The organism is Dyella telluris, from assembly GCF_014297575.1.
GTDB lineage: Bacteria > Pseudomonadota > Gammaproteobacteria > Xanthomonadales > Rhodanobacteraceae > Dyella > Dyella telluris.
In genome coordinates this window covers 1,185,834-1,209,770 of sequence record NZ_CP060412.1, presented here as the reverse complement: position 1 = coordinate 1,209,770, position 23,937 = coordinate 1,185,834, and the positions used below count along the sequence as shown (strand labels likewise).

At 65.8% G+C, this 23,937-nt stretch carries 22 protein-coding genes; 12 read left to right on the top strand and 10 right to left on the bottom strand.

Going from position 1 to position 23,937, the window contains the following annotated elements; all coding sequences use genetic code 11:
- Nucleotides 1-23: 23 nt before the first annotated feature.
- The 4 genes from H8F01_RS05660 (at nucleotide 24) to H8F01_RS05645 (ending at nucleotide 5,560) form a co-directional block, all read left to right on the top strand.
- Nucleotides 24-1,403, top strand: a complete 1,380-nt coding sequence (locus tag H8F01_RS05660) for a sensor histidine kinase (protein WP_187058053.1) — start codon at nucleotides 24-26, stop codon at nucleotides 1,401-1,403.
- Between the two features lie 68 nt (nucleotides 1,404-1,471).
- The gene (locus H8F01_RS05655; protein ID WP_187058052.1) at nucleotides 1,472-2,425 is read left to right on the top strand and encodes an SPFH domain-containing protein; all 954 of its coding nucleotides are present in this window, start codon (nucleotides 1,472-1,474) and stop codon (nucleotides 2,423-2,425) included.
- Between the two features lie 9 nt (nucleotides 2,426-2,434).
- Nucleotides 2,435-2,881 carry an NfeD family protein gene (locus tag H8F01_RS05650; RefSeq protein ID WP_187058051.1) on the top strand — a complete coding sequence of 149 codons (447 nt, stop codon included), beginning with the start codon at nucleotides 2,435-2,437 and terminating at the stop codon, nucleotides 2,879-2,881.
- A 1,404-nt stretch (nucleotides 2,882-4,285) separates the two neighbouring features.
- Nucleotides 4,286-5,560, top strand: coding sequence for a threonine/serine exporter family protein (locus H8F01_RS05645; RefSeq protein WP_187058050.1), 1,275 nt, complete (start codon nucleotides 4,286-4,288; stop codon nucleotides 5,558-5,560).
- Between the two features lie 69 nt (nucleotides 5,561-5,629).
- Here the strand turns inward: H8F01_RS05645 and H8F01_RS05640 are convergent, their stop codons facing one another.
- The 3 genes from H8F01_RS05640 to H8F01_RS05630 form a co-directional block, all read right to left on the bottom strand.
- Nucleotides 5,630-5,956 carry an H-NS histone family protein gene (locus tag H8F01_RS05640; RefSeq protein WP_187058049.1) on the bottom strand — a complete coding sequence of 109 codons (327 nt, stop codon included), beginning with the start codon at nucleotides 5,954-5,956 and terminating at the stop codon, nucleotides 5,630-5,632.
- Between the two features lie 379 nt (nucleotides 5,957-6,335).
- Nucleotides 6,336-8,033 (bottom strand): proline--tRNA ligase, encoded by a 1,698-nt coding sequence (locus H8F01_RS05635; protein ID WP_187058048.1) that lies wholly within the window; start codon nucleotides 8,031-8,033, stop codon nucleotides 6,336-6,338.
- A 92-nt stretch (nucleotides 8,034-8,125) separates the two neighbouring features.
- Nucleotides 8,126-8,563, bottom strand: coding sequence for a DUF4124 domain-containing protein (locus H8F01_RS05630; RefSeq protein WP_187058047.1), 438 nt, complete (start codon nucleotides 8,561-8,563; stop codon nucleotides 8,126-8,128).
- A gap of 198 nt (nucleotides 8,564-8,761) precedes the next feature.
- Between H8F01_RS05630 and pssA the strand changes: the two genes are divergently transcribed.
- From pssA to rimI, 3 genes are read left to right on the top strand one after another with little or no spacing between them, the layout of a single operon-like run.
- Nucleotides 8,762-9,532 (top strand): CDP-diacylglycerol--serine O-phosphatidyltransferase, encoded by a 771-nt coding sequence (gene pssA, locus H8F01_RS05625; RefSeq protein ID WP_187058046.1) that lies wholly within the window; start codon nucleotides 8,762-8,764, stop codon nucleotides 9,530-9,532.
- A complete protein-coding gene (locus H8F01_RS05620; RefSeq protein WP_187058045.1) occupies nucleotides 9,532-10,017 on the top strand; it encodes a hypothetical protein in 486 nt (161 codons plus the stop codon). Before pssA ends, H8F01_RS05620 begins: the two co-directional genes overlap by 1 nt.
- A 7-nt stretch (nucleotides 10,018-10,024) precedes the next feature.
- Nucleotides 10,025-10,501: a ribosomal protein S18-alanine N-acetyltransferase gene (gene rimI, locus H8F01_RS05615; protein ID WP_187058044.1), complete on the top strand. Its 477-nt coding sequence runs from the start codon at nucleotides 10,025-10,027 to the stop codon at nucleotides 10,499-10,501.
- Nucleotides 10,502-10,646: 145 nt separating this feature from the next.
- On the opposite strand, the gene H8F01_RS05610 is transcribed toward rimI, so the two are convergent.
- The 5 genes from H8F01_RS05610 to H8F01_RS05590 form a co-directional block, all read right to left on the bottom strand.
- Entirely contained in the window at nucleotides 10,647-13,454 is a 2,808-nt protein-coding gene (locus H8F01_RS05610; protein ID WP_187058043.1) for a valine--tRNA ligase, read from the bottom strand.
- A 631-nt stretch (nucleotides 13,455-14,085) separates the two neighbouring features.
- Entirely contained in the window at nucleotides 14,086-15,153 is a 1,068-nt protein-coding gene (hemE, locus tag H8F01_RS05605; RefSeq protein ID WP_187058042.1) for a uroporphyrinogen decarboxylase, read from the bottom strand.
- 113 nt (nucleotides 15,154-15,266) lie between these two features.
- Nucleotides 15,267-15,527 carry a WGR domain-containing protein gene (locus H8F01_RS05600; RefSeq protein ID WP_187058041.1) on the bottom strand — a complete coding sequence of 87 codons (261 nt, stop codon included), beginning with the start codon at nucleotides 15,525-15,527 and terminating at the stop codon, nucleotides 15,267-15,269.
- A gap of 211 nt (nucleotides 15,528-15,738) precedes the next feature.
- On the bottom strand, nucleotides 15,739-16,830 hold the full coding sequence (aroB, locus tag H8F01_RS05595; RefSeq protein ID WP_187058040.1) for a 3-dehydroquinate synthase: 1,092 nt from the start codon (nucleotides 16,828-16,830) through the stop codon (nucleotides 15,739-15,741).
- Nucleotides 16,827-17,366 (bottom strand): shikimate kinase, encoded by a 540-nt coding sequence (locus tag H8F01_RS05590; RefSeq protein ID WP_187058039.1) that lies wholly within the window; start codon nucleotides 17,364-17,366, stop codon nucleotides 16,827-16,829. Before H8F01_RS05590 ends, aroB begins: the two co-directional genes overlap by 4 nt.
- Nucleotides 17,367-17,424: 58 nt before the next feature.
- Here H8F01_RS05590 and H8F01_RS05585 point away from each other — a divergent pair, with 58 nt between their 5' ends.
- Complete coding sequence (locus tag H8F01_RS05585; RefSeq protein ID WP_187058038.1) at nucleotides 17,425-18,279, top strand: NAD-dependent epimerase/dehydratase family protein; 855 nt, start codon at nucleotides 17,425-17,427, stop codon at nucleotides 18,277-18,279.
- Between the two features lie 11 nt (nucleotides 18,280-18,290).
- Entirely contained in the window at nucleotides 18,291-18,635 is a 345-nt protein-coding gene (locus H8F01_RS05580) for a YbjQ family protein (protein WP_187058037.1), read from the top strand.
- An 18-nt stretch (nucleotides 18,636-18,653) separates the two neighbouring features.
- Here the strand turns inward: H8F01_RS05580 and H8F01_RS05575 are convergent, their stop codons facing one another.
- On the bottom strand, nucleotides 18,654-19,484 hold the full coding sequence (locus H8F01_RS05575; RefSeq protein ID WP_187058036.1) for a kinase: 831 nt from the start codon (nucleotides 19,482-19,484) through the stop codon (nucleotides 18,654-18,656).
- A gap of 42 nt (nucleotides 19,485-19,526) precedes the next feature.
- On the opposite strand from H8F01_RS05575, the gene pdxH reads away from it, so the two are divergent.
- From pdxH to H8F01_RS05560, 3 genes are read left to right on the top strand one after another with little or no spacing between them, the layout of a single operon-like run.
- On the top strand, nucleotides 19,527-20,114 hold the full coding sequence (gene pdxH / locus H8F01_RS05570) for a pyridoxamine 5'-phosphate oxidase (protein ID WP_187058035.1): 588 nt from the start codon (nucleotides 19,527-19,529) through the stop codon (nucleotides 20,112-20,114).
- A 30-nt stretch (nucleotides 20,115-20,144) separates the two neighbouring features.
- Nucleotides 20,145-20,582 carry a secondary thiamine-phosphate synthase enzyme YjbQ gene (locus H8F01_RS05565; protein WP_187058034.1) on the top strand — a complete coding sequence of 146 codons (438 nt, stop codon included), beginning with the start codon at nucleotides 20,145-20,147 and terminating at the stop codon, nucleotides 20,580-20,582.
- A gap of 4 nt (nucleotides 20,583-20,586) precedes the next feature.
- A complete protein-coding gene (locus tag H8F01_RS05560; protein WP_187058033.1) occupies nucleotides 20,587-21,411 on the top strand; it encodes a cobalamin-binding protein in 825 nt (274 codons plus the stop codon).
- Between the two features lie 1,220 nt (nucleotides 21,412-22,631).
- Here H8F01_RS05560 and H8F01_RS05555 read toward each other — a convergent pair.
- Nucleotides 22,632-23,888, bottom strand: a complete 1,257-nt coding sequence (locus tag H8F01_RS05555) for an EAL and HDOD domain-containing protein (protein WP_187058032.1) — start codon at nucleotides 23,886-23,888, stop codon at nucleotides 22,632-22,634.
- Nucleotides 23,889-23,937 lie beyond the last annotated feature (49 nt).

Sequence of the window (23,937 nt, the reverse complement as noted above, 5' to 3'; positions counted from 1 at the left end):
GCGCGGCACAGGGGAGAAGTTTGATGCGGCTGGGCCTGCGTTCGCTCGAGTCGCGCATGGTGATGCTGCTGGGCTTTGCCGGCGTGTCGGGGGCGCTGATCTATGCCGGCGTCACCCAGTGGCCGCTGCCGCAGGTGCTGGTGTGGATGCGCCAGCAAGGCATCGACCTGGGCACGCCGGCGCACTTCGGTTTCTACGGCGGCCTGTTGGTATCGATGGCGTTCCTGTTGCCACTGTCCCTGTGGCTGGGCCATCGCGTGATGTCGCCGATCACCAAGCTGCTGCGTGCGCTGGAAGGCGCCGTGGCCAGTTATCGTGATGGCGACTTCAGCTTCTCCATCGCCGCCACGCGTCGTGACGAGCTGGGCGAGCTGATCCGCATGCACAACGCGCTGGGCCAGACGTTGCGCGAGCAACGCCAGAATCTGACCCAGCGCGAATTGCTGCTGGACACCGTGGTGCAGAACACGCCGGTGGCGCTGGTGCTGACCGACGCCAGCGGTCGCGTGACCTACGCCAACATCGCGGCGCGCCATCTGTTCAACAAAGGGCGCACGCTGCACGGTCTGAACTTCGCCGAATTGATCAGCGACAGCCCCGAAGCCCTGCGTCGCGCCGTGGAAGGCGGCGAGGATGCCCTGCTCACGGTGGAGATGGACGGCGGCGAGGAAACCTTCCACCTGTCGCAACGCAACTTCCGCCTGCAGGGGCGGCCACACCGCCTGCAGTTGTTCCGCCGCATGACGCGCGAACTGTCGCGGCAGGAAGTGGCGACGTGGAAGCGCGTGATTCGCGTGATCAGCCACGAGCTCAACAACTCGCTGGCGCCCATTTCCTCGATGGCCCATTCGGGCGCCGAGCTGGCGCGTCGCGGCGATACCGCACGCCTGCCCGGCGTGTTCGCCACCATCGGTGAGCGCGCGCGCCACCTGCACGGTTTCATCGCCGGCTACGCCAGTTTTGCGAAGCTGCCGGCGCCGCAGCCGACATCGATCGACTGGAAGCCGTTCCTCGACAACCTGTCTCTGCACTGCAAGTTCCAGCTGCGCGGTTCTCTGCCGGAGCATCCGGGTTGGTTCGACGCCGCGCAGATCGAGCAGGTGCTGATCAACCTGGTGAAGAACGCCCATGAATCGGGCAGCACGGACGACGAAGTGACGATTTCGCTGGCGGTGGTCGGCCGCGACGTGCGCATCGAAGTGGCCGACCGTGGCCCGGGCATGAGCGAGACCGTGCTGGCGCAGGCCCTGCTGCCGTTCTATTCCACCAAGCGCTCCGGTACCGGCCTGGGCCTGGCGCTGGCGCGCGAGATCGCCGAAGCCCACGGTGGCCGCATCGCGCTGGCCAACCGGGAAGAGCGTGGCCTGCGGGTCAGCCTGCTGTTGCCGCTGGGGTCGCGCTGAGCGCTTCATCCGGCGCCTTTCCGCTCGCCTATACTCGACCCCTCTCTTCATGGAACGGGGATCTGGCAATGGGACAGCTGTTTGCTCTGGTCGTGGTGGTGGTGGCGTTCATCGTGCTCGCCAAGCTGGTGCGCATCGTGCCGCAGGGTTACGAGTGGACGGTGGAGCGCTTTGGCCGTTACACCCGCACGCTCACCCCCGGCCTGCATTTCCTGGTGCCCTTCATCTACAGCATCGGCCGCAAGATGAACATGATGGAGCAGGTGCTGGATGTTCCGTCGCAGGACGTGATCACCAAGGACAACGCCGTGGTGCGTGTGGATGGCGTGGTGTTCTACCAGGTGCTGGACGCGGCCAAGGCCGCCTATGAAGTGGCCAACCTGGAACAGGCCGCACTGGCGCTGGTGATGACCAACATCCGCACGGTGCTGGGCTCCATGGATCTGGACGAATCACTCAGCCAGCGCGACGCCATCAACGCCAAGCTGCTGAAGGTGGTGGACGAAGCCACGCACCCGTGGGGCGTCAAGGTCAACCGCATCGAGATCAAGGACATTGCGCCGCCGCGCGACCTGGTCGATTCCATGGCCCGCCAGATGAAGGCCGAGCGCGAGAAGCGCGCCAACATCCTGGAGGCCGAAGGCTTCCGCCAGGCCGCCGTGCTCAAGGCCGACGGCGAAAAGCAGTCCACCATCCTGGCCGCCGAAGGCCGCAAGGAAGCCGCCTTCCGCGAAGCGGAGGCCCGCATCCGCCTGGCCGAGGCCGAAGCCGAGGCGACCAAGATGGTGTCCGAGGCGATTGCCAACGGCAACGTCAACGCGCTGAACTACTTCGTTGCCAACAAGTACGTCGAGGCGCTGAAAGAGATGGCGCATTCGCCGAACCAGAAGACCCTGCTGCTGCCGGTGGAAGCCACCGGCATTCTCGGCTCGCTGGCCGGCATCGCCGAGCTCACCAAAGACTCACTCAGCCAGCAACAGGCCAGCAACACCGGCCGCCGCACGCCGCCGGCCATGAGCTGAGCCACCGCCATGGAGCAGATCGCGCTGCATTACCTGTGGTGGATCGTTGCACTGGTGCTGATCGCCATCGAAGTGGTCATGCCCGGCTACTTCATGCTGTGGATCGGCATTGCCGCCGGCCTTACCGGCGTCGTGGTGCTGGTGCTGCCCGGCATGTCGATGCTGGCGCAGGCGCTGGTATTCGCCGTGCTCGCCTTCCTGTCGTGCGCGGTGTACTGGTACGCACTGCGTCCGCGACTGATGCGCGACGAACCGGGCGATGCGCTGCTCAACCGTCGTGGTGAGCAGAAGGTCGGACAGCGGTATGTACTGGCCGAAGCCATTGTCCATGGACGGGGGAAGGCACAGGTGGGTGACGGGCTCTGGCTGGTGTCGGGGCCGGATCTGCCGGTGGGGAGCATGGTGGAGGTGGTGGGGGTGAATGGGACGACGTTGTTGGTGAGGGCGGTGGAGTAGGGGGGCTTTGCTCCCTCTCCCCTCCGGGGAGAGGGTTGGGGTGAGGGGTGGGTGCTCGCCTCAAGCTGTATTCCCCTCAACGTCATTCCTGCGAAGGCAGGAATCCAGTGACTGTGCTCTTGGCCTTCGGGTTCTAGCGCTAACGCGACCTGGCCGCCTACGCAGCGGGCGTTCCGACCTCCTGCCGGAGGCCGGGTCACTTTTCTTTGCTTGCCCAAAGAAAAGTAACCAAAAGAAAGGGCACCCCCATCGCGGCGCTGGCCGGTGAAGCCGGCCAGTCCGTGAGGGTCGGCCGGGCTTTTCGACGGGGCTCCTGCCCCGACGAAAAGTGCCGGGCGTCCTGCCCGGCACCCCTGCGGGGCCTGATCGTCCGCCCCTCACCGTCGCTCAAGGGGGCCTGACGATCAAAAGCCAGAGCCGGAGCCCGAGCCGAAGGCTCGTGCAGCTGCGCTGCACATCGCGTCGAGGGGCGACGGTCTGTTGAGCGCCGGCTTAGCTTGTCTGTAGGAGCGCACCCTGTGCGCGACCACCTGACGGAGCGGTATCGACAGGACGCTGCGGTCGCGCACAAGGTGCGCTCCTACAGTGGGTCTCGCACTGATATCGGGCCTGAGCCGCTCTCACCTCAGTGCTCACCCCAGTCCTCTCCCGAACGGGAGAGGACGAGCGACAGGGGATGTTCAACGTGAACACCCTAGTGGCAAGGAAGGATGTGCCGCTTCGCGGCACGACGCTCCGCGTTAAGTCCTCTCCGCTTCGGCGCGTTGCGAAGCGCATTGCAGTACCCGCTGTGTAGAGGCGAAGGGTGCCAAGCAACAACGCTCCTCAGCCGCCCGGGCTTATCCCATCGGCATGCTGCCAGCCTTTAAGGCCATTTTCTTTGGGTTACTTTTCTTTTGGGCCAGCAAAAGAAAAGTGACTCGGCCTCCGGCAGGAGGTCGAAACGCCCCCGCGGCGTAAGCGGCAACCTGGCGGCATCGCACGAGACCGAAGGCCACGAGCAAAGGCCACGAGCAAAGGCACAAGATGATCCGCCCTTCGGCGGTTGAAAAGCGCCTCCCGTCTTGCCCCCTTTTCGGGGTTCGCGGGAATGACGGCTCTGATCCGAGGGTGATCCAAACCTGCGGCTGTCGAAACACCTCTCCACCCTCCGCTGCAATGACCACCAAAGGAAGAGATGTTGAATCAAAGCCTGATGCGGCCGGATAAATGCCCAGAAGATCGAGCATCTGACACCGCCACAACCACGCCACCCCTCAAGCGCTCCCCTACAAACACCAAATCACTCATGTCACCTCCCCCTGACATAGCCGTCCAAATCCGTTCTACTACCCCCATGCTCCTGACCATCGCCAACCGCCACGCGACTCCATCCACGGCCCGCTCCGCCCGGATCACGACGCGATGAATCCTCCCGTCGTCCTGACGCCGCTGGCCCTGGCGCCACTTAACACGCGCATCGCCTTCCTGCTGGAACTCGCGCGGCGCCTGCACCAGTACGGCACGGCAGCGCCGCGATTGGAGGATGCCATCGGCGGGGCGGCGCAGCGGCTTGGGCTCCTGGCGGATGTGTGGTCCAGTCCCACGGCCATCATCATTTCGTTCACCGATCTGGCGCAGGGCGAGGACGAGGTGGCGCAGGTCACGCAGGTGATGCGCCTGGCGCCGGGCGACGTGAACCTGGCGCGGCTGAGTGATGCGGATGCCATTGCCGACCAGGTGATTGGCGGCGCCATCGATCTGCGCGAGGGTTTTCGGCAGTTGCGCGAGCTGGGGCGGCCGGATACACGCCGCGCGCAGGCGGGCGTGATCGCCAGCTACGGGCTTGCTGCGGCGAGCGTGGTGGCGCTGCTGCTGCACAGCTCCTGGGCGGACCTGATCACGGCGGCGCTGATCGGCCTGATCATCGGCACGATTACCGTGCTTTCCGCCACGCGGCCGCGACTGGCGGTGGCCAGCGAGGCGATCAGCGCGCTGGTGGCCACCACCATTGCCATCGTGGTGAGCCAGTTCGTGGTGCCGCTGGCGATCAAGTCGGTGATCCTGGCTGGCCTGATCGTGCTGATGCCCGGCATGGCGCTCACCACGGCGGTGCGCGAGATATCCAGCCAGCACCTGGTGGCTGGCGTGGCGCGCATGGGTGGCGCTATCGCCACGCTCATCAAGCTCACCTTCGGCACGGTGGCCGCCACCACGTTGTGCACGGCCTTTGGCATTGAGGGGCGCGATTACGCGCTGCCGCCGTTGCCGTCGTGGACGGATTACCCTGCGTTGATCGTCGGCGCCTTCGCCTTTGCCATTTCGTTCCGCGCTGCGCGGCGGGACTGGCTGGTGGTGATGGCGGCGGTGGTGGTGGGCTATCTGGCCACGCGCTGGGGCGGTGCGCTGGCGGGCAAGTTGCCGGCAGCGCCGTTCGGCGTGTTCCTTGGGGGCTTGCTGCTCAGCAGCCTGGCCAACCTGTACGCGCGTTTCGTGCATCGACCGGGCGCGATCATCCGCGAACCGGGGATCATCCTGCTGGTGCCGGGAAGCACGGGATTCCGCAGTGTGTCCTATCTGCTGGAGCGCGATACGACGCTGGGCATGGATACGTTTCTGTTGCTGGTGACCCTGTTAATCGCGCTGGTAGCGGGTTTGCTGTTTGGCGATCTGCTTATCGCACCACGGCGATCACTCTGATAATCACGCGGGAAACGCAAAAAAATGCCGGCCATGGGCCGGCATTTTCTTTTTTTTTGGATCAGGCGATCAGATCGCCAGATCCTTTTCCTTCTTGCCGGCCTTCAGCGCATCGTTGAACCAGCGCGGGCGCTTGCCGCGACCGGACCACACCTGCTCGGGGTCGGCCGGGTTGCGATACTTCGGGGCCACGGTGCCGCCGCTGCGACGCGTCTTGCCGCCGCGGGCGTTGCCGAAAATATCTTCGAATGAATAACCCTCGGCCTTGATCAGCGCGTGGATTTTCTCACGCAGCTTGGCGACCTTTTCCTTGCGCAGTTCGCCCTGGCGAGCCTGGGCTTTGGTGATGAGGTCGTTGAGCTGATTATGGTTGAGGTTCTTGATATCCACTGCCATGCGTAACTCCCGGGGGGTGAGTGTGGCTGCTTGAATGGGTGCTGCGCCGTATGGCAGTACCACTTATGAATTATCAATTTTTACCTATTCAAGGTTTTGTTGCAAAGCTTATCTGGCAAATACTTCTGAAAATCGATTTGTTTCGCCTGAATCCGATAATGCACAGCGGCGGATGCCGACGCTCCTGTCCGGAAAGGCCAGGCAGTGATTACCGCTGGCACATGACAATTAATCGATGGCCCTTGGGTTTGCTTGCGCCTGCCATAAGCAGGATGGGATGCCGCGGCGTCATGCCGGGAAAATCCATTGGAAATGGCAGCGCGGGACATAAAGAAAAACGGCCGCATCAGCGGCCGTTTTCCATGGTGCGGGGCGGGTTTCAGCCCAACAGTGCGAACAGCTCGTCCTGCGTGACCGGACGGGCTTCGGCTTCGTTGCGGGCACGGTATTCGAGCGTGCCGGCGGCCAGGCCGCGTTCGCTGACCACCACGCGATGCGGGATGCCGATCAGCTCCATGTCCGCGAACATGGCGCCGGGGCGCAGGCCACGGTCGTCCAGTACCACATCGACGCCACGGGCCTGCAGCGACGTGTACAGCGCATCGGCGGCCTGGCTGATCTCAGGCGCGTTCTTCGGGTTGATCACGCACACCGCCAGGCGCCAGGGAGCCATCGGCTCCGGCCAGATGATGCCGGCCTCGTCGTGGCACTGCTCGATGGCCGCGGCCACGATGCGGCTGACGCCGATGCCGTAGCAGCCCATCAGCATCACCTGCGCCTTGCCGTTCTCGTCGAGCACGGTGGCCTTGAGCGCCTCGGCGTACTTGTTGCCGAGCTGGAACACATGGCCCACTTCGATGCCGCGGGCGATCTGCAGGGTGCCCTTGCCGTCCGGCGAGGCATCGCCGGCAACGACCTTGCGGATGTCCTCCACGCGGGTCACGTGGGCGTCGCGATCCCAGTTGGCGCCGGTGTAGTGGGTGCCGTCCTGGTTGCCGCCGCAGACGAAGTCCGCCAGCACGGCCGCGTCGCGGTCGACGATCACGGGAATCCCGGCAGGCAGGCCGGCCGGGCCGATGAAGCCGGGGCGGGTGCCGGTGGCGGCGAGGATTTCCTCCTCGGTGGCCAGCTCCGACTCGCCCGGCATCTCGGCCAGCTTGCCGGCCTTCACTTCGTTGACCTCGTGGTCGCCGCGCACGCACAGGGCCACCAGGCCCTTGCTGCCGCGGACCAGGATGGTCTTCACGCACTGCTGCGGGGTGACCTTGAGGAAGGCGGCCACGTCCTCGATGGTCTTCTGCGTGGGCGTGTCCACGCGCTGGAGTGCGGCGGCGGGGGCCGGGCGCGTGGTGGTGGGCGCCAGAGCCTCGGCCTTCTCGATATTGGCTGCGTAATCGGAGCCGTCCGAGAAGATCAGCGCATCCTCGCCCGAATCGGCCAGCACCTGGAATTCGTGGCTGGCGTTGCCGCCGATGGCGCCGGTATCGGCCTGCACGGCGCGGAACTTCAGGCCCAGGCGGGTGAAGATGCGCGCGTACGCCTGGTACATGACGTCATAGGTTTCCTGCAGCGATTCGGCGCTGAGATGGAAGGAGTAGGCGTCCTTCATCAGGAACTCGCGCGCGCGCATCACGCCGAAGCGCGGGCGGATCTCGTCGCGGAACTTGGTCTGGATCTGGTAGAAGTTCAGCGGCAGCTGCTTGTAGCTCTTCAGCTCGTTGCGCGCGAAATCGGTGATGACTTCCTCGGCCGTGGGCGCGTAGCAGAACTCCTGCTCCTTGCGATCCTTGATCTTCAGCAGCTGCGGGCCGAACTTGGCCCAGCGGCCGCTTTCCTCCCACAGCTCCTTGGGCTGGATGGTGGGCATCAGCATTTCGATCGCGCCGGCGGCGTTCATTTCCTCGCGCACGGCGGCCTCCACCTTGCGCAGCACGCGCAGGCCCAACGGCGACCAGGTGTACAGGCCGGAGGCGAGCTTGCGGATCATGCCGGTACGCAGCATCAGGCGATGGCTGGCGATTTCGGCGTCGGCAGGGACTTCCTTGACGGTGGCCAGGTGGAATTGGCTGAGGCGCATGCGAGCGGATCCGGCGGAGAAAGAGGCCGAGTATAGCGGCCTGCGGCACCGGACTCCGCAGCTTGCGTCGAGTTTCCCGGGGTTTGCCGGGGTCAGCCGCCCGAGCAGTACTGCTGGTACTGGGTCTGGTTGGTGGTCAGCTGCTGAGAGCGCTGGTCGGCGGTCATGACCTTTTGCTGGCCGCCGTCCTGCATCACCACCGGGGCGGCGCTCTTGAGCGCTTCCATGTTGCTCTTGATATTGGCGCAGAGCTTCGCACGGTTCTCCGGGGTGTCCATCACCGGCAACTGGGCCTGCGCAGGCTTGTCAGCCTTGGCGTCGGATTCGCCGGCCTGGGCGCTGCTTTCCGGCGCAGGGGCGGTGGGGGCCTCAACCGACCCACTGGTCTTCACCTTGCTGAAATTGGTGCCCTGCGGCGGCGGTGCATCGGAATAGTGCACGGTGCCGTTGGCGTCCTTCCACTTGTACGCCTGGGCGGCAACCAGAGGCGCGACGAGCAGCAACGTGGTGGCAATCAACAGGCGACGCATGATGGACTCCGGAGCGTAGGGCAGGGACGTATGAGTTGAGCAACGCGGGCTCGTGCGGAGGGTTTACCGGACCTGAGTCCGTTGGCCGGACAGGCTGGCGACCTCCCCCCGCGAGGCCGGTAGCATCCTTGCATCCCCACCGGCCGGACTCAAGCGGAGGATGGTTTACACTGCGCGCATTCCGTCACGGATTGGTTCATGACCGACAGTAAGCCCCTCAGCCCCCCGCGTCACCGGGGCATTTACCTGCTGCCGAACCTGATCACGACCGGCGCGATGTTTGCCGGCTTTTACGCGATCGTGGCGAGCATCGGGGGGGAATACAGTTCGGCCGCCGTTGCCGTGTTCGTGGCGGCACTGCTGGACGGCATGGACGGCCGCGTGGCCCGCCTGACCAATACCCAGAGCGAATTCGGCGTGCAGTACGACTCGCTGTCGGACCTGATCAGCTTCGGCCTGGCGCCGGCGCTGGTGATGTACACCTGGTCGCTTTCGGCTCTGAAGGATTTCGGGCCCACCTGGGGCAAGATCGGCTGGGCTGCCGCCTTCATCTACGCCGCCTGCGCCGCCCTGCGCCTGGCACGGTTCAACACCCAGGTAGGCGTGGTCGACAAGCGCTATTTCCAGGGGCTGGCCAGTCCGGCCGCCGCCGCGGTGTGCATGTCCTTCGTGTGGAGCATGGACAAGTTCAACGTGCTTGGCGCCGACGTGTGCTTCATCACGCCGGTCATCGCCGTGGTGGTGGGACTGCTGATGGTCAGCCGTTTCCGCTACTACAGCTTCAAGTCGCTGTCGATGGGCGACCGGGTGCCGTTCCTGTGGGTGCTGATCGGCGTGCTGGTGCTGGTGCCCTTCTTCATCGACCCGCCCCGCGTGCTGTTTGCCGTGTTCAGCCTGTACCTGCTGTCCGGCCCGGTGATGACCCTGTGGGGTCGCGCCACCCACCGTCGCCGCCGGGGTGCCGCCTGATGGCCGGGCTCGCGCAGGGTTCGCTGCCGCATCGCGAGCGCGTGCTGCGCGCACTCGGGGTGACCCCTTGGGTGCGCCGTAGCGTGGCGCAGTTTTCCTCGGAACCCGAGACGGCGCTGGTCGACGTTTCGGCGGCCATCGCGGCGGGCGACTGCGTGGTGGTGTTGCCGGCGGGGTGTTCGCCACGGGAGCTCGACCTGATCGGACGGGCCCTGATGACCTGCGGGCCGGCGGTGGCCCGCGCACCGCGCATCGAAGTGAGCAACGGCCAGTTGCAAGCCGTGCCGGAAGCCCGGGCCTATCTGGTTTTCGGCGAAGCCCAGGCCCATGCGCTGGGGCGCGAATTGCCCGCCGCCACGCTGAGCAAGGCCCATATCGTGCTGGCAGACGAACCGTCCAGCGTGCTGACCTCGGGTGCCGGCAAGCGTAGGCTATGGAATGCGCTGCGCGCCCTGCGCCGCGCCCTGGTTTCTACCGCGGAGTAACGCCTGCATGGTCGCCGTGGCCCGTCCACACGCCGAAATCCGCGCCATGCGTCGCGACGACGTGCCCATTGTGGCGGCGCTGGAAGCTGCCTCGTATGACTTCCCGTGGACGGCCGGCATCTTCAGTGACTGCCTGAAAGCCGGCCATCCCTGCTGGGTCATGTGGGTGGACGGAATCATCGCCGGCTATGGCGTGCTTTCGGTGGCCGCCGGCGAGGCACATGTGCTCAACGTCTGCGTGGGTCCGCATCACCGCGGCCTGGGCCTGGGCCGGTTCCTGTTCCGTCGCTTGCTGGATATCGCGCGCTGGAACGGCGCGGCCCGGGTGTTCCTGGAAGTGCGCCCGTCCAACCCCGTGGCGCAGAGCCTGTATCGCTCGATCGGCTTCGAGGAGATCGGTCGCCGCCCGAAGTACTACCCGGCGAAAGACGGTCGCGAAGACGCCATCGTGATGGCGCTGGACCTTCAAGACAGGAGTGAGTGAAGAGAGGTGAGGAGTGAGAGAGAGCGCAGAGCGCCAGCCTCCAACTCCTCACTGCTTTTCACGGGAGGACAGGAGAAAGGAGAGGTGAGTGCGCGTACGAGCGCCGCCCTCTCACTTCTCACTCCTCTCTACTGTTTCCTCGCTTTCACCCCAGCTTCTGCGCCTGCTCGCGCAGTGCGTTGGCCTGCGTGGTCCAGTCGGTGATGCGCTGACGTTCCTGCGCCACCACTTCGGCCGGTGCATTGGCGACGAAATTGGCGTTGCCCAGCTTGCCTTCGCACTTCTTGATCTCGCCTTCGATGCGGGCGATTTCCTTGGAAAGGCGAGCCTTCTCGGCGCTCAGGTCGATCAGGCCGGCGAGCGGGATCAGCACGCGCATCGAACCCACCACCGCGGCGGCGGCGGCCGGTTCATCCGCACCCGATTCGATCCACTGCGGTGCATCCACGCGGGCCAGGAAGCTGATCTGCGCGGCGAATTTCGCTGCGCGCGCACGATCGGTGGCATCGCCGTCGGCGAGCAGCAGCGGGATGGTCTTGCCCGGCGCGATGTTCATTTCCGCGCGGATGCGGCGGATGCCGCTGAGCACGTTCTTGAACCATTCGATTTCGGCGGTGGCGGTTTCGTCGGCGACGATCTCGTCGGCCTTCGGCCACGGGCGCTCGAGCAGGAACTTGGCGTCCAGGCCGAGCTTCGGCGCCACCGAGTGCCAGATCTCTTCGCTGATGAACGGCACGATGGGGTGCAGCGCGCGAAGGATGGTTTCCAGCACCACCACCAGCGTGTGGCGCGTGGAGGCGGCGGCTGCGGCGTCGTCGCCGTTGAGCGCGGGCTTGGAGAGCTCCAGGAACCAGTCGCAGAACTCGTTCCAGGTGAACTCGTAGAGCTCCTGTGCCAGCAGGTCGAAACGGTAGCTGGCGAAGTGCTGCTCCACGTCGTTGAGCGTCTGCTTGAGGCGCGTGAGGATCCAGCGTTCGGCTTCCGTCACCGGGCCATTGGCCGGCGCGGCGAGTTCGCCTTCGGGCAGGTTCATCAGCACGAAGCGCGCGGCGTTCCACAGCTTGTTGCAGAACGCCTTGTAGCCTTCGGCACGCTTGATGTCGAAGTTGATGGTGCGGCTGTAGCTGGCCAGCGCGGCGAAGGTGAAGCGCAGCGCGTCGGTGCCGATGGCGGGGATGCCGGCCGGGTAATCCTTGCGGATGCGCTTCTCGACTTTCTCGCGCACCTGCGGAATCAGCAGCGACCTGGTGGACTTCGCCACCAGCGGCTCCAGCTCGATGCCGTCGATAAGGTCCAGCGGATCGAGCGTATTGCCCTTGGACTTGGACATCTTCTGGCCTTCCGCATCACGCACGATGGCGTTGATGTAGACGTGCTTGAACGGCACGCGACCGGTGAAGTACTTGGTCGCCATCACCATGCGCGCGACCCAGAAGAAGATGATGTCGAAGCCGGTGACCAGCACGGCGCTGGGCAGGAACACGTTGTCCGTTTCCCAGTTGGCGACCACGTTGCCGTGCTCGTCCTTCACCGGGCCGTCCATCGGCCAGCCCAGCGTGGAGAACGGCCACAGCGCGGAGGAGAACCACGTGTCGAGCACGTCCTCGTCCTGGCGCAGCGCGCCCACCGGCGGCGTGGTGGCGTGCGCACGTGCGTCCGCTTCGTCCTCGCCCACGAAGATGTTGCCGGCCTCGTCGTAGAACGCCGGGATGCGATGGCCCCACCACAGCTGTCGGCTGATGCACCAGTCCTGGATGTTGTCCAGCCACTGCGTGTACGTGGTGCTCCAGTTTTCCGGCACGAACTTGATCTCGCCGCCGCGCACGGCCTCGAGCGCCGGCTCGGTGATTTCCTTGCGACCCTTTTCGCTGGTCAGGTCAAGGAACCACTGGTCCGTCAGCATCGGCTCGATCACTGCATCGGAACGCTGGCTCACCGGCACCTGCAGTTTGTGCGGCTTGGTTTCCACCAGCAGGCCTTCGGCCTCCAGGTCCGCGAGCACGGCCTTGCGTGCTTCGTAGCGGTCCATGCCGCGATACTTCTCCGGCGCGTTCTCGTTGACCTTCGCGTCGAGCGTGAAGATGTTGATCGGCGTGAGGCCATGGCGTGCGCCGATGGCGTAGTCGTTGAAGTCGTGCGCCGGGGTGATCTTGACGAAGCCGGTACCGAATTCGCGGTCGACGTAGTCGTCGGCGATGACGGGAATCTCGCGGCCCGACAGCGGCAGGCGCAGCATCTGGCCGATCAGGCGCGCGTGGCGCTCGTCTTCCGGATGCACGGCCACGGCCACGTCGCCCAGCATGGTTTCCGGACGCGTGGTGGCCACCACGACGCTGTCCGTGCCATCGGCCGTGAAGTAGCGGATCGACCACATATGGCCGTCGCGCTCCACGTTGTTCACTTCAAGATCGGACACCGCCGTACCCAGTGCCGGATCCCAGTTCACCAGGCGGTTGCCGCGGTAGATCAGGCCCGCGCGATACCACTCCACGAACACCTTGCGCACGGCCTCGGACAGGCCCGGATCCATGGTGAAGCGCTCGCGCGACCAGTCGGCGGCGACGCCCAGGCGGCGCATCTGGTTGGTGATGGTGGAGCCGGATTCTTCCTTCCACTGCCACACGCGCTCGATGAAGGCGTCGCGGCCCAGGTCGTGGCGCGTCTTGTTCTCCACCGCGAGCTGGTTCTCCACGATCTTCTGCGTGGCGATACCGGCGTGGTCCGTACCGACCTGCCACAGCGTGTTCATGCCGCGCATGCGCTGGTAGCGGATCAGCATGTCCATCACGGTCTGCTGGAACGCGTGGCCCATGTGCAGGGTGCCGGTGACGTTCGGCGGCGGCAGCAGGATGCAGTACGGGTCGCCATGGCCAGACGGCTTGAAGTCGCCGCTGGCTTCCCAGGCGGTGTACCACTTCGATTCGATCTGGCCGGGCTCGAAACTCTTGTCCATCAGGGGCTCGCGATTGCGCGCCGGGGCGGGCGCGTGGGGATGGGTGTCAAAGGGTCGATTGTACGGGTGGGGGCGGCGGGGTGCCATTTTTGGGAGGCAACCGCGCCAGCCCCGGAAAAAAAGGACGCTGGCAACTTTCCACGGGCAGCAAGGAGCGATGTGCAGCGAAGCTGCACGAGCCTTCGGCTCCGGGCTTTTGACCTTCGGGCCCCCTTGAGCGGTGGTGAGGGGCGGACGAGGAGGCCCCGCAGGGGTGCCGGGCAGGACGCCCGGCACTTTTCGTCGGGGCAGGAGCCCCGTCGAAAAGCCCGGCCGACCCTCACGGACCGGCCGGCTTTATCGGCCGGCGCCGCGATGGGGGTGCCCTTTCTTTGGGTTACTTTTCTTTGGGCAAGCAAAGAAAAGTGACCCGGCCTCCGGCAGGAGGTCGGAACGCCCGCCGCGTAGGCGGCCAGGTCGCGCTAACGCTTGAGGCGAAGACCCAACGCAAAGTCACGGGATGACCAGCCCTTTGGCCGTTGAAAAGCGCCTCCTGGCTTCGAAGGAATGACGGCGCAAATGAAACGGTAAGGCTAGATTGACCCCTCACCCCAGCCCTCTCCCCGGAGGGGAGAGGGAGAAAAAGCTCGGCTCAACCGCGCAGTTGCCGCCCATAGGCATGAACCTCATCCACCAGCACCTTCACGTGCTCCGGATTCACCTCCGGCGTAATCCCATGCCCCAGGTTGAACACGTGGCCCGGGTGGTTGCCGTAGCTGTCCATCACACGGCGCACTTCGCGCCGGATCACGTCGGGGCTGGCCAGCAGCACGGCCGGGTCCAGGTTGCCCTGCAGGGCAACGCGGCCGGCGACGGCCTGGCGGGCGTCGGCCAGGTCGATGGTCCAGTCCACGCCCAGGCCGGCGCAGCCGGTATCGGCCAGGGCGCCCAGGTGCTGGCCGGCGCCCTTGGAGAACAGGATCAACGGCAGGTCGCGGCTGGCCGGGTGGGCCTTCAGCGCCTCGACGACCTGCGCCATATAGCGCAGCGAGAATTCACGGAAGGCAGCGGGGCCGAGCAGGCCGCCCCAGGTGTCGAACACCATCAGCGCCTGGGCGCCGGCGGCGGCCTGGGCAATCAGGTAAGCGGCCACGGAATGGGCCAGCGTATCGAGCAGGCGGTGGGCGAGGGTGGGCTCGTTCCAGCACATGGCCTTCAGGCGGGCAAAGTCGCGCGAACCCTGGCCTTCCACCATGTAGCAGGCCAGCGTCCACGGGCTGCCGGAGAAGCCGATCAGGGGTACGCGGCCGTGCAGTTCGCGGCGGATCACGCGCACCGCATCCATCACGTAGCGCAGCTCGCCTTCCATGTCGGGCACACCGAGCTTTTCGACGTCGGCCCGCGTGCGTACCGGGTGGGCGAACTGCGGGCCCTCGCCATGCGCAAAGCTCAGGCCCAGGCCCATGGCATCGGGGATGGTGAGGATGTCGGAAAACAGGATGGCCGCATCCAGCTCGAAACGCTCCAGCGGCTGCAGCGTCACCTCGCAGGCCAGCTCGGGGCTCTGGGCCAGCGCCATGAAGCTGCCGGCGCGGGCGCGGGTGGCGCGGTATTCCGGCAGGTAGCGACCGGCCTGGCGCATGACCCACACGGGCGTGGTGTCGGTGGCTTCGCGACGCAGGGCGCGCAGGAAACGGTCGTTCTGGAGCGCTTCGGTCATGGGAATCCTGATAGAGCGAGGAGTGAGGGGCGAGGAGCGAGTAGTCAGAGAAGGGCGGGAAAGTGGCGGCGAGGCATGCCTTCTCTCACTGCTCACTCCTCTTCACTCACTTCTCAACCCCCGTAGGGGCCGTCCTGCCCCTGGCTGAACATCACGCGGAAGCCGCGCTTGATCTGCGCATCGCGTGCCTTTTCGAACGCGGCGAGTGCGTCGTCGCGCTCCAGGAACTGTTCGCGCTTGAGCGTGGCCTTGCCGCCCTGTACGCCCGATTCGCGATACAGCGTCCAGCCGCCCAGCAAATCCTGCTCCAGCACGATCTGGACGTAGCGCGGCGCTTCGGTGGTCGCGGTCACGGCTTGCAGATAAAGGCGCATGGAGTCGGGTTCGAAGGAATGCGGCGTGTGGAACCCGCATTCTAGAAGGCTTGGGGCCTGGGGGGCGAGTGCGGCGATGCGTCGCGTGCCGGGGGTGTGCCGGGGCCAGGCGATGTGAGGCGGTGCGGTCGCGCACAAGTGCGCTCCTACAGAAAACCCTCATTCCCTGTAGGAGCGCACTTGTGCGCGACCCGGTGCGAAGCAGAGCTTGTCAGCGAACCGCCGCCTCCAGTACCGCCATCACCTGCGCCTCATCCACGCCACCGACGATCTCCGCGCGGCCAATGCCCCGCCACAGGATCAGCCGCAACGTGCCGGCCAGGTTCTTCTTGTCCAGCCGCATCAGTGCCAGCAGCTGCGCCGGGTCCATCCCGGCGGGGATCGCGGTGGGCAGGCCTACGGCATCGAGCAGGCGATGCAGGCGCGCCGTGTCGGCCACTTCGCTCATGCCAAGGCGCTCGGACAACTGCGCGGCCAGCAGCATGCCCACGGCCACGCCTTCACCGTGCAGCAGCACTTTGTATTTGCCGGCGGTTTCCAGCGCGTGGCCAAAGGTGTGGCCCAGGTTGAGCAGGGCGCGTTCGCCCTGTTCGGTTTCATCGCGCGCCACCACGCCGGCCTTGTACTGCACCTTGCGCGCGATGGCCTCGATCAGCGGGCCGGTCTCGCGTGCATTCAGCGCGGCAGCGTTGGCTTCCAGCCAGGCGAAGAAGGCCGGGTCGCCAATGGCCGCGCCCTTGATCACCTCGGCCAGGCCCGCGCGGTATTCGCGGTCGGGCAGGGTGGTCAGGGCATCGGTGTCGGCAATGACGGCACGCGGCTGATGAAACGCCCCGACCAGGTTCTTGCCGGCGGGCAGGTTCACGCCGGTCTTGCCGCCCACGGAGGAGTCGACCATCGACAGCAGGGTGGTGGGCATCTGGATGAAGTCGATGCCGCGCATCCAGCAGGCCGCGCTGAAGCCGGCGAGGTCGCCGACCACGCCGCCGCCCAGTGCGATGACGCAGGCATCACGCGTGGCGCCCAGCCTGGCCAGCGCATCCAGCGCCAGTCCGACGTTGGCGAAGGTCTTGTGCGCCTCGCCGTCGTCGATCAGGAACGATGACCAGCTCAGGCCTTCGAACCCTGCGGCGATGCGCTCCAGATAGAGCGGGGCCACGGTGGTGTTGCTGATCACCAGCGCATGCCGGCCGCGCAACGCGGCGCGCCAGCGGGCGTGGTCGTTGAGCAGGCCGGGGCCGATCCAGACGGGGTAGCTGCGGTCGCCAAGGACGACGTCGATGGTGCGGGGCGTAGTGGTCATGCTGCGTGTTGTCGCTGCCAGTATTGGTCGATCAGGAGGATGCTGCGTGCACTGGCCGCGTGGACGGTTTCGTGCTCGCCGGGGATGGCGAGGTCCGCCACTTCCTCGTAGAGGGACGTGCGCTTCTGCGCCATGGTGGTCAGTCGTTCGGCGCGGTCCACGCCGGCCAGCAGGGGGCGTGCGCGATCCTGTGCCAGGCGTTCCAGCTGTTGTTCCAGCGTGGCCTGCAGCCACAGCACGTAGCCGCGCTCGGCCAGCAGCCGGCGATTGGCCGCATCCAGCACCGCACCGGCGCCGGTGGCCATCACCACGCCGCCGCGCGCGCTGCACTCGGCCAGCAGCATGCTTTCGCGCTGGCGGAAGCCCGCCTCGCCCTCGATCTCGAACACGGTGCTGACCGGCACACCGCAGACCCGCTCGATCTCCTGGTCGAGATCGACGAAGCTCAGCCCATAATGGTCCGCCAGCCGACGCCCGATGGTCGTCTTGCCGGCGCCGGTGGGGCCGACGATGAACAGGTTGCACGATGGATTCATGGGTGAATGCTAACAGGCGCGAAAGCGCGCGGTTGTGCCGTCTGCCGGGAAACAGGCCATGAGCGCACGGGTGCTGGTCGCCGGCGCAGGCGATGTGGGGCTGCGTGTGGCGCGGCTGCTGCGCGCGCGCGGCGATGCGGTGTGGGCGCTGCGGCGCGGCGCGGTGCCGCCCGGGGAGGATGGCATCCGCTGGATCCGAGGCGACCTGACCCGGCCCGACACGCTGGGCGAGGTGCCACGTGATCTCAGTCACATCGTTTACCTGCCCACGCCGGATGCGCGCGACGAGGCGCTCTATCGCGCGGTGTTCGTCGATGGCCTGCGGCATCTGCTTGATCGCGTGGATCACGCAACGTTGCAGCGGCTGCTGTTCGTATCCTCCAGCGCCGTCTATGGCGAGCACGGTGACGCCTGGGTCGATGAAGAGACGCCGCCCGATCCGCCCGGTTTCAATGGTCGCGTGTTGCTGGAGGCGGAGCATCAGGCCCGTCAGCGTGCACCCTCGGTGGTGCTGCGGCTGGCCGGGCTGTATGGGCCCGGTCGCCTGCAGCTGATCGAGCGGCTGCGGGCCGGCACGGCGCGGGTGCCGCATGATCCGCCGCACTGGGCCAACCGCATCCACGTCGATGACGCCGCGGCCGGCATCGTGCATCTGCTGTTCCTGCCGCATGCGCAGCCGCTTTACCTGGGCGTGGACGACACCCCGCTGCCTCTGGATGTGCTCTATGGCGATCTTGCGCGGCGCGTGCATGCACCGGAGCCCGGGGAGGGCGCGCCGCCGCCGGGTATCGGCAGCAAGCGATTGAGCAATGCGCGCCTGCGCGCCAGCGGCTTCGCGCCGCAATGGCCGGATGCGCGCGATGGTTATGCGGCGTTGCTGAAGGCCGCAGACACTTCTTTTCCACTCACGTGAGAGACCGTTCCATGCCCAACAACATCTCGCTTCACATGGTTACCACCGGCAACGAGTTGCCGGGTCATCGCATCGTGCGTCCCATGGGTATCGTGCGCGGGATTACCGTGCGTTCGCGCAGCGTCGTGGGCAACCTCGGCGCGGCCTTGCAGACCCTGGTGGGCGGCAACATCACCATCTACACGGAGCTGTGCGAGAAGGCGCGCGAGGAAGCCTTCGAGCTGATGCTGCGCCATGCCGCAGAGCGTGGCGCGAATGCCGTGGTCGGCATGCGCTACGACGCCAACGATGTCGCCGAGGGTGTTACCGAAGTGCTGGCCTACGGCACCGCCGTGCAGGTGGAGCCGGCCGTGTAGCCATCAACCGCGTAGTGATCAACCGTGGTGGAGGGCGATGACGTGGCGGTTGTCGTCGTACTCCACCGTGGTATCGGCCAGCGCCGGCAGCGTGGCGAGCGCGTGCCGGCTCAGGCGTTCGTAATGGGCGAGGAAGCGCACCATGGTTTCGGCGTCCATCGCCAAGGGGGCGTGGCGGGCCAGCAGTTCTTCTTCCTGCTCGCTGCGCCACTTGCGCACGATGTCCCAGCTGGGTGCCTGCAGCACGATCAGCGCGTCCAGCTTGCGCCATAGCGGCTGGTAGCTGCGCAGCTGCTTGTTGACCCAGTGGCGCCAGGTGCCTTCGGGGTCTTCCTCGCGCTCCAGCGCGTTCACCGGAGCGTCCAGCGCGGCCACCAGCTGAGGGCGCAGGCCCAGCGCCCAGCCTTCCAGGATCACCAGCTTGGGCGGGCGGGTTACCTTGGTCCACTTCGACGGTGTCATGCGCGTATCGCGCCCCTTGTCGAAGCGCGGATGTTCGACCGGCAGTTTGTCGGATGCCTGCGGCAACGCGGCCAGCACCGACATCAGCAGCTCGATCTCGTGTGTGCCGGGCACCCCGCGGGTCTTCAGCAGGGGGTGGATCTGGTGAGCAAGGACTTCACGTTCGCTTCGCGAATAATAGAAGTCGTCCAGCGACAGCACCTCGGTGGGCCAGCCCCGGGCCTCGGCCTGGGCCTTCATCTCCCGCGCCAGGGTGCTCTTGCCGCTGCCTTGCAGGCCGGAAAGGCCCAGCAGGTACGGGCGCCGGGAGCGGGCAATCCGCCCGGCATACTGGTCGAGCAGGTGCCCGGCCAGGGTCGAATTCTGCGTGCTAGCATCTGGAGACATGCCAGCCATGATGGCGCGCGCGAGCCACGATTCAAGACCCCCATGCTGAAACGAGAAATCCTTGACACTTTTGTGCAACTGCTTGACGAGGCCGGCAAGTCGGGAGAACCCGAACCGACCGCGATGAGCCTGGCCTCCGTTGACGCAGCGGGGCGCGTGAGCTCGCGCATCGTGCTGCTCAAGGGCGCCGACGAGCGGGGCTTCCGTTTCTACACCAACTACGAAAGCGACAAGGGCAGCCAGGTCGAGGCCCACCCGCAGGTGGCGCTGTGCTTCCACTGGAAGCAACTTCGCAACGCCGTGCAGGTGCGCGTGGAAGGCGTGGCGCGCAAGGTGCAGCCGGAAGAGTCGGATGCCTATTTCGCAACGCGCCCGCGCGAGAGCCAGCTCGGCGCATGGGCCTCGCTGCAGTCGCAGACCCTGCCCGATCGCGAAACGTTCGAGCAGCGCTACGCGCGCTACGAGCATGAATTCGAAGGCCGCGACGTGCCGCGTCCCCCGCACTGGGGCGGTTACGTGGTGGAGCCGGACATGGTGGAGTTCTGGTACGGCGCCGAATACAGGCTGCACGAACGGGTGCGCTGGAGTCGCCACGGCCAGACCTGGACGAGCCGCCTGCTTTACCCCTGAGTCACGCCCAAGCCATAGGGAGACATCCGCATGCGTGCCACGCCCGCCGATCACGTCGCCCAGCATGGTTTCGTCGTTCACACGCGCGGCCGCGGCTTCACCGAAATCACCGACAAGGTGGGTGAAGTCGTTTCCGCCAGCGGCGTGCACACCGGCATGGCCAACATCTTCAGCCTGCACACCAGTTGTTCGCTGCTGATCAGCGAAAACGCCGACCCCACCGTGCGCGATGACCTCGAACGCTGGTTCGCGCGCGCCGTACCTGACGGCGACGGCATCTTCCGCCATGACGAGGAAGGCCCGGACGACATGCCCGCGCATGTGCGCGCCATCCTCACCGGCGTCAGCCTGGTGGTGCCGGTGCACGCGGGCAAGGTGCAACTGGGCACGTGGCAGGGCATCTATCTATGGGAACACCGTCTCGATCCGCATCAGCGCAAGATCACGGTGACCGTGCTGGGACATTGAACGCGTGACTGATTTCCGCAACAACGCCGACCACTACCCGCAGCGCATCGTCTGCCTTACCGAAGAACCCACCGAGGTGCTGTACGCGCTCGGCGAGGAACACCGCATCGTCGGCATCTCCGGCTTCACCGTGCGTCCGCCGCGTGCGCGCAAGGAGAAACCCAAGGTGTCCGCGTTCACCAGCGCGAAGATCGACGAGATCCTCAAGCTGCAGCCGGATTTCGTGATCGGGTTTTCCGATATCCAGGCCGACATTGCGCGTGATCTGATCAAGGCGGGCGTGGAAGTGTGGATCAGCAACCATCGCAGCGTGGACGGGATTCTTGCCTATATCCGGCGCCTGGGTGCCATGGTGGGTGCGGCAGAGAAAGCCGACGCTTATGCGCGCAAGGCCGAGCAGCAGATTGCGCGCATCGAGGCGGCGGCTGCGCAGTTCACCCGGCGGCCGAAAGTGTATTTCGAGGAGTGGGATGAGCCGTTGATCACGGGCATCCAATGGGTGGCCGAGCTGGTACGTGTTGCCGGTGGCGATGACGTGTTTCCGCGCATGTCGGGCGAATCGCTGGCGAAGCATCGCATTCTTGCCGACGCAGGCGAGGTGGTGCGCGCGGCGCCGGACATCATTCTTGGTTCATGGTGCGGGAAGCGGTTTCGTCCCGAACGCGTTGCGGCGCGTGAGGGTTGGGAGGCGATTCCTGCGGTGCGCGATGGTGAGCTGCATGAGATCAAGTCGCCGATTATTTTGCAGCCGGGGCCGGCGGCGTTGTTTGACGGGTTGGAGGCGATGCACGGGATTTTTGCCGAGTGGGAGCGGAAGCAGCGCGGCTGAGTGAGGTCTGCTGCTGCGCTGACGCATTTGTGCTCGTGGCTCCCTCTCCCCGCTGGGGAGAGGGTTGGGGTGAGGGGTGACTCTTGCCCCATTACTTCAAAAGAGCCGTCATTCCTGCGCGGGCAGGGGTCCAGTGACTTCGCTCTTGGCTTTCGGGTTCTAACGCTACCGCGACCTGGCCGCCTGCGCAGCGGGCGTTCCGACCTCCTGCCGGAGGCCGGGTCACTTTTCTTTGCTTGCCCAAAGAAAAGTAACCAAAAGAAAAGGCACCCCCATCGCGGCGCTGGCCGGTGAAGCCGGCCAGTCCGTGAGGGTCGGCCGGGCTTTTCGACAGGACATCCGTGTCCTGTCGAAAAGGGATCGGCATCCCTGCCGATCCCCCTGCGGGCCTGTCGTCCGCCCCTCACCGCCGCTCAAGGGGGCGGGTAGGTCAAAAGCCAGAGCCAGAGCCGAAGGCTCGTGCAGCTGCGCTGCACATCGCGCCGCAAGGCGCGGTGGCGTACTGCCTCCCGGCTTGTCTTGTCGGTGGGAGCGAACCCTGTTCGCGACTCGTGCCACTGCACATGGAGTCTCTCGCTGTGACGCCGTATCCGGCGCGGGCTTTTCTGTAGGAGCGCACTTGTGCGCGACCACCTGACGGAGCGGTATCGACATGGCGCTGCGGTCGCGCACAAGTGCGCTCCTACAGCAGGTCTCTCGCACAGTTAAGCCCGGTGCTTTCTCACCTCAGTGCTCACCCCAGTCCTCTCCCGAACGGGAGAGGACGAGCGACAGGGGATGTTCAACGTGAACACCCTAGTGGCAAGGAAGGATGTGCCTCGTAGAGGCACGAGGCTCCGCGTTAAGTCCTCAGCGCTATGGCGCGTTGCGAAGCGCATTGCAGTACCCGCTGTGTAGAGGCGGAGGTTGCCAAGCAACACCGTTCCTCAGCCGTTCGGGCTTATCCCACCGGCATGCTGCCAGCCTTTAAGGCCATTTCTTTGGGTTACTTTTCTTTGGGCCAGCAAAGAAAAGTGACTCGGCCTCCGGCAGGAGGTCGAAACGCCTCCGCTGCGTAAGCGGCAACCTGGCGGTATCGCACGAGACCGGAGGCCACGAGCAAAGGCACTGAATGACCCGCCCTACGGCGGTTGAAAAGCGCCTCCAGCTTCCGCAGGAATGACGGCTCTTATGAAGCGACGTGGCGAGAACGAATACCCCGCCAAGGAAAAACGCAAACCTCAGTTCGGCCGCTGATCCGCAAACGCGTAAACGTGATCCGCCCACTGCGTCGCTTCCAGGTAAATCGCCGCCATGCGACGAATCACCTGCGGCTGCGCCTCGCCTCCGCGAAGGTTGCCCGCTTCCCACGCGCGGATCTGGTCCAGCAACTGCGCGAACGGGCCCTTGTTTTCCAGCAGCGCGGTGCTGATCTCGCGCGCCAGCGGCAGATGCCACAGCACGAAATCCATCGGCGCTTCCATCATCGCGTCGAGCAGCGAGAACAGGCCGGCGGTGAAGGCCATTTCGCGCTGTTCGGCGGGCATGCCCTGTGCCAGTTTCTCGGCCATGTGTGCGCGAATCAGGGCGGCGCGCAGCAGTTCCGGCGGACGATCACCGGTGCCGCTCAGCGCCATGGTGTAGATCCAGTTACGCAGGCGGGCCGCGCCGAAGAAGATGGCGGCCTGCTGCACTGACTTGAGCTGACGCGGCAGGGCGAAGTACGCGGAGTTCACGCAACCGAGCAGTTTGTAGCTGAGGATGGCGTCGTCGCGCACGATCTGGCCAAGCTCCACCGGGCCCGGATTGCCTTCCTGCAGGGCCTTCATCAGGCGCAGCAGGCTCAGGCGGCTGGCGGCCAGCACGGGCACGGCAACCGGTTCGGGCTTGAGCAGGAACTGGCCCTGGATCGCCTGGAGCGGCAGCGACTCACAGCGATGGTAGGTGTCGTGGTCGTCCACGTGGCCGGCCACTACGTGGGTGCCGCGCGCATGCAGGTATTCGCTGCGCGAGCGCAGCGTCGCGGGATCGAGCTTGCTGGCATCGAGGCGCACGAACTGCACGATCTTCAGCAGGGGCTCGACGGCCGGGTTGAATTCCAGCGTGGTGTCGCCGGCGTCCAGCATCAGCGGGCAGCCGCGCTGCGCCATGCGCGCCAGGCGTTCCACCAGGGCAGGATCGGCCGCGGCTTCGGGCATCAGCAGTACGCCGAAGCGCGGCTGGTGCTGCAGCACGTCGGTTTCTTCCATCAGCAGCTCGTGGGTGAGCTTGAGGAAGGTGCGGTTGCCGCGCACGAGGCGGGCGAGGGCGCCGTCGGTAATCGTGGCGAGCGCGCGCCGCATCAGCGCGTCTTCGCTTTCGGCGGCGTCCTGGAACACGATTTCGTACGCGAAGAGTTCGCGCTTGTTGTCCAGCATCGGCAGACGAATGACCGGCAACGGCAGTTCGCTGCCGGCGGTGGCGTCTTGGGCGGAGGAGATGACCGCAGCTTCGCTCATGATCGATCGACGTCTTGACGATGGTGGGGGGACGGCGGTTGCCGCTTTC